6 protein-coding genes and 1 pseudogene are annotated in these 4,776 nt (G+C 69.4%); 2 read left to right on the top strand and 5 right to left on the bottom strand.

Features of this window, described 5'->3' with window-relative positions; all coding sequences use genetic code 11:
* On the top strand, positions 1-1,030 hold a 1,030-nt coding region (locus GJ629_RS14355; protein ID WP_157513644.1), incomplete at its 5' end, for a geranylgeranyl reductase family protein.
* Here the strand turns inward: GJ629_RS14355 and GJ629_RS14350 are convergent.
* The 5 genes and pseudogenes from GJ629_RS14350 to GJ629_RS14330 all read right to left on the bottom strand — a co-directional run bounded on the left by GJ629_RS14350 (position 1,027) and on the right by GJ629_RS14330 (position 3,268).
* Entirely contained in the window at positions 1,027-1,368 is a 342-nt protein-coding gene (locus tag GJ629_RS14350; RefSeq protein WP_231754649.1) for a hypothetical protein, read from the bottom strand. The two genes, GJ629_RS14355 and GJ629_RS14350, sit on opposite strands and share 4 nt — an antisense overlap.
* Positions 1,368-1,715 carry a winged helix-turn-helix domain-containing protein gene (locus GJ629_RS14345; protein WP_157513642.1) on the bottom strand — a complete coding sequence of 116 codons (348 nt, stop codon included), beginning with the start codon at positions 1,713-1,715 and terminating at the stop codon, positions 1,368-1,370. The genes GJ629_RS14350 and GJ629_RS14345 overlap by 1 nt, the downstream gene beginning before the upstream one ends.
* A gap of 20 nt (positions 1,716-1,735) precedes the next feature.
* Entirely contained in the window at positions 1,736-1,963 is a 228-nt protein-coding gene (locus GJ629_RS14340; RefSeq protein WP_157513641.1) for a hypothetical protein, read from the bottom strand.
* Positions 1,960-2,948 (bottom strand): annotated as a pseudogene (locus GJ629_RS14335) (glycine cleavage T C-terminal barrel domain-containing protein). The gene GJ629_RS14340 and the pseudogene GJ629_RS14335 overlap by 4 nt, the downstream one beginning before the upstream one ends.
* 56 nt (positions 2,949-3,004) lie before the next feature.
* Positions 3,005-3,268: a hypothetical protein gene (locus GJ629_RS14330; protein WP_157513640.1), complete on the bottom strand. Its 264-nt coding sequence runs from the start codon at positions 3,266-3,268 to the stop codon at positions 3,005-3,007.
* 97 nt (positions 3,269-3,365) lie between these two features.
* On the opposite strand from GJ629_RS14330, the gene GJ629_RS14325 reads away from it, so the two are divergent.
* Entirely contained in the window at positions 3,366-4,688 is a 1,323-nt protein-coding gene (locus GJ629_RS14325) for a metallophosphoesterase (protein WP_157513639.1), read from the top strand.
* Positions 4,689-4,776: the final 88 nt, after the last annotated feature.

Genomic DNA, 4,776 nt, shown 5'->3' with positions numbered 1-4,776 from the left:
GGCCGCCGCGGCCGGCTACGACGTGCTGGCGTTCGAGCAGGGGAAAGTCGGCGAACCGCTGGCCTGTTCGGGCCACGTCAGCACCGACCTCTGGGAGTTCACGCCCGATGGCGCCCGCGAGGACCTCCTCCAGAATCAGATCTACGGCGCCCGATTCCGTCTGGGCGGGCCCGAGAGCAAGCCCTACCCCTTCTACAAGGACACGGTCATCTCCGAGGTCATCGACCGCGTGGGACTGGACCGCTGGCTGGCCGAGGCCGCCCGCGACGCCGGCGCGGACCTGCGGGAGGGTCACACCGTGACGGGGGTCGAACAGCACGGCGGCCACGTCGAGGTCACCGTCCGCGGGCCCGACGGCGTCGAGACCCACCGCGCGAGGATGGTCGCCGGCGCGGACGGCCCGCGCTCGAAGGTCCGGTCGTCCGTCGGCCTGCCCGAACCCGACGAACTACTCCACGGCGTGCTGGGCTTTGCCCCCGACCCCGACGATCAGGACTTCGTGGACGTCCACCTCACCGTCCCCGGCTTCTTCGCGTGGCGCATCCCCCGCGGCGAGGCGGGCGTCGAGTACGGCCTCGCGGCCTCGCCCGGCGCGGAGGTCGGCGACTGGTTCGAGTCGTTCACCGACAGCTACGGCGCCGAGACCGACCGGCGGTGTTCGGGACTGATCCCCGTCGGTCCACCGGAGACAGTGACCGACCGGCGGGCGTTCCTGCTGGGAGACGCCGCCGCCCAGACCAAGCCGTTCACGGGCGGGGGCATCCGGTACGGGATGATCGCCGCCGACCACGCCGTCGAGACGGTCGACCCGACCGACCCGGCGACGCTCGAGGACTACGAGCGGGCGTGGCGCGCGGACCTCGGCAGGGAGATCAGGCTCGGCGCGTGGGTCCGGCGGGCGTACTCGCTGCCGACGGCGCTCCAACGGGTCGGGATGTCGCTGTTCTCGGGCGAGATCGGCGTCCATATGGACAAGCCCTCGACGCTTTTCTCCCGCGAGCAACTCCGGGCGATGGTGTCGGGCCGCTAGCGCCGTATCGGCATCGCCAGTCCGTAGAGAATCAACAGCAGCCCGATTGCCTCGCTGGCGTGCCCGGCCGTCCGGACCGCCCACGGGAGCGACGTCGCCATCCTCGGCGAGAACGCCACGGTCGCCTCGAGGGCGACCAACACGCCGAGCAGGAGGACGGGCGCGGTGAACGTCAACAGGAAGCCCGTGGCGACGAACAGCATCGGGAGACTGTCGTTGCTCCGGTAGCCCGAAAGCGCGACGTAGCCGACAGCCAGCCCGAGGACGGCCGTCATGACGGACAGCGCCGCCGAGAGGGGGTCGCCGGTCGCCACAGCGAGGGCGAGTGCGCTACCCATCATAGTCCCTCCACGAAGTCGGTGAACCGGTCGGCCATCCGCTGGCGGCGGGTGACCCGGACCACCAGCCCGTCGGCCGTGAGGTCGACGACGACGCGGTCGAGCGTCGCCGCGTACACCTTGTAGTGGTGGCCGTCCTCGTCGGGTTCGGTCCGGGCCTCGACGAGGCCGTGGTCGGCGAGGCGCTGGAGCCGCCGGTAAACGGTCGCCTCCGAGACGCCACAGCGGTCGCTGAGAGCCGCCGCCGACAGCGGCTCCTCGACGGTGGCCGCCAGTATCGTCCTGACCACCGCGTCGCCCAGCAGGTCGGTGACGGTTGCGACATCCGGGTCGCCATCCACGGTCATCACTCCTCCTCCCTCGGTGTTCAATCTCGGCCCACAGTTGCAGCGATTGCAACTGTCACTGTGGCCTTACGTCGCCCGGGCCCGTACGTTTTGGTGTCTATGCTCACCGAAACGAACGTGGCGATGGTGTTCGCGCTGCTGGGCGTCGTGTTCTCGGTCGCGTGGCTGGTGTTGGGGCTGTACGGCATCCAGAGCTCCGTGACATCAAGGGTGCACTCGAAGACGACACCACCGACAGCAACGGTCACTGACCGCCGGGACACCGGCCCGAGCGCTGGCTCCCCTCGACGAACGGGAGCGACACTGTCTCGACGCCGACCCGGCCCTCGTCGGTGTCGACGGCGTCTGGCGGCGACCGGACCACCGCGAGCGCTATCGGTCGGTCGAGCGTCGGGCTCTCGGCCGCGCGGGTGATCCGACCGACGGGGTCGCCGTCGGCCAGACAGCGGTCGCCGGCCGCGGGCACTCGCTCGGCGGTCAGTCCCACGAGTCGCTGGCCGCCGGTCCCGTCGAAGACGGCGGGTGCCCGGCCGGCGAGTTCGCTCTCGTACAGCGGCGTCCCCGCCTCGAGCGTCAGGTTCTCGAAGGTCCGGTAGCGAAGGGCGTGGCGTTGAGGCCGCGGTTGACCAGCGTGTCGAACACCGTCTCGGCGTCGGCGGTGTCACAGACGACGACGTAGCCCTCCTCGCCGGTCGGGGCGTCGGTGGCGACGACCGTCACGGCCTCGTCGCCCATCGTCCCCCGCGTGAAGGCGTGGGCGGGTTCGGGCGCGCCCCCGCCGGTCGAGAGGACGCTCGCTATCTTCTCGGTCGCCGACGCGCCGTGGACGCCGAAGACGCCCATCTCGGTCGTCACGTCGGTGCTTTCGGCGCCCGACAGCGCCCGGTCGAAGACGCTCCCGCGGCCCGGCGGGAGAAAGACCAGCAGACGGTCGCCCTCGGCGGCGTTGTAGACGGTCGCGTCGGCGGCGATAGCGCCCTCCGAGAGGAGGTAGCCGTACGCGCCCCGGCCGTCCTCTCGCGGGATATCGACGGTCGATGCGTCCTCGACGGCCGCGATGCGGTCGGAGCCGGTAACGGTCCGGACGTCCGTCGCCATCTCGACGACGCCCGCGACGTTGCGGACCGCGCGGTGGGTGCGTTCGGGGCGGCCGTAGCTGTCGACGACCCGACGGCCGCCGCGCTGGATAAACGTCGCGCCGTGGCGCTCGTGGACGAGTTCGATGACGCTCATTGGCTCGTTCGACGCGCCCGGGCGAAAAGAAGGTCCCGCTACCGCAGTCGCCCCGATCAGACGCCGTCGACCGTCTCGCGGTAGTCGACGACGGCCTGCCGGACGTCCTCGATGGTCGCCGCGCCCTCGTCGTCCAGTTCGGTCTGGAGGTCGTCGAGGATGGTCTGGACGCGGGCGAGTTGGCCGTGGTCGGGGCCGCGGTTGCCCGTCGCCTGTCGGTCCAACTTCGCCGCCAGATCCGCGATTCGGTCTGCCGTCTCGCCGCTTGCGTCTATCGATTCGAGCAGGTCGCTCGCTCTCGTGAGATTCTCGCGCGTCATATCCGACACTCCCCCACAGAGGGGCAAATCGTTTCCGGTCCCGCGGTCGGCGGCCCGACGACAACGCCTATCCGGGTCGGCCATCAAGAGGGAGGGGATGGGCGAGGAGTCGGACGAGACTGTGTACTACGTGATCAGTGACCTCCACGTCGGCGGGGACGAGCAGTTGGGACAGGTCGAGTTCCTCGAGGAACTGCTCGCCTTTCTCGAATCGCTCGAATCGACCGACGAACCGACGGAGCTGATCATCAACGGCGACGCTTTCGGCCTGTGGGAACTCACCGGCGTCGAGGGCATCGAGAAGTTCGATCTGCTGGTCGAGAGCTACCCCGAACTGTTCGCGCAGTTGCAGGCGACCGGCGAGTCCGTCGACATCACGCTGTTGCCGGGCAACCACGACCACGAACTGGCGGCCTACGACGCCTACGTCGACCGGCTGGCCGAGTACAACGTCGAGTTGGTGCCCGAGCAGTCGCTCACCCGCACCGTCGGCGACCGGACGGTCTACTTCGAACACGGCCACCAGCAGGACCCCAACAACCACATCCAGCAGTTCGGCAACCCCCACGCGACGCCGCTTGGCTACTACTACAACACGCTGGTCACCTCCCGCGCCGGCCAACTCTCCGACCGCGGCCGGTACAACTGGCTGAAAGATGTCCAGGCGGTGACGCCCACCGAGCGGATGCCGGTGTGGCTCATCTCGAAGTACTTCTACCGCGAGATGAACCCCCTGCTCCGGTACTCGATGGTCCCGTTCCTCCTGTTGTTCAACATCAGCGTCGTCCTCGCGGTGATAGCGGGGCTCGACCTCGTTGGCGTCTGGTCGACGCCGGTCGAGGCGGCGACGGTCTTTCTCGGGCAGTTCGGCCGGGCGGGGACCGCTATCTGGTTCCTGCTCGCGCTCAACATCGCCGTCGCCGGTCTGCTGTTGCTGGTGGCCATCCCGCTGTACTTCATCAGGCGCGACGTGCGACAGACCGTCGACCGCTTTGGCGTCTTCGAGACCGAACTATCGGTCGACCCCGTCGCCCCCTACGAGGACGCCGCGCGCGAGGTGTTCGAGACAGACCCGGAGACGGCTCTGTTCTGTTACGGCCACACCCACCGCCCGCGGACCAGCGTCGTCGAGGACCGTCTGCTGGTCAACACCGGGACGTGGCTCAAACGACTCCACCGCCGGGACGGCATCATCGGCATCCTCCCGCCGGTGTTTTACCCCTCCTACCAGTTGCTCGCGGTCCGCATCGAGTCCGCCCCCGACGGCGTCGCCGTCGAGTACGAGGAGATACAGAAGGAAAACCCGACGACCGAGGACCTGACCCGGACCGAACGGCTGTTCACGCTCGGGGCCGCGCCCGACACCGACGCCCCCGACCGGCAGGTCGTCACCGACGACGGCGTCCGCCGCGGCGAGTGAGGGCGGACGACTTTTGACGGTTCCGCCGGTAGCGAGCGTATGCACCTCGCGGACTCGTCGTGGACGGCGGCCGACGACGCCGACGCCG

The sequence above is a fragment of the Halapricum sp. CBA1109 genome (assembly GCF_009741825.1).
In the GTDB taxonomy this organism is placed as follows: domain Archaea; phylum Halobacteriota; class Halobacteria; order Halobacteriales; family Haloarculaceae; genus Halapricum.
Note: the sequence above shows the minus strand (reverse complement) of the source record. Positions and strands in the feature narration are given on the sequence as shown.

Coding starts and splice junctions, on each gene's coding strand:
- GJ629_RS14345 (WP_157513642.1), bottom strand. CDS start 1,715: ATGACCGTGGATGGCGACCCGGATGTCGCAACCGTCACCGACCTGCTG.
- GJ629_RS14350 (WP_231754649.1), bottom strand. CDS start 1,368: ATGGGTAGCGCACTCGCCCTCGCTGTGGCGACCGGCGACCCCCTCTCG.
- GJ629_RS14325 (WP_157513639.1), top strand. CDS start 3,366: ATGGGCGAGGAGTCGGACGAGACTGTGTACTACGTGATCAGTGACCTC.
- GJ629_RS14330 (WP_157513640.1), bottom strand. CDS start 3,268: ATGACGCGCGAGAATCTCACGAGAGCGAGCGACCTGCTCGAATCGATA.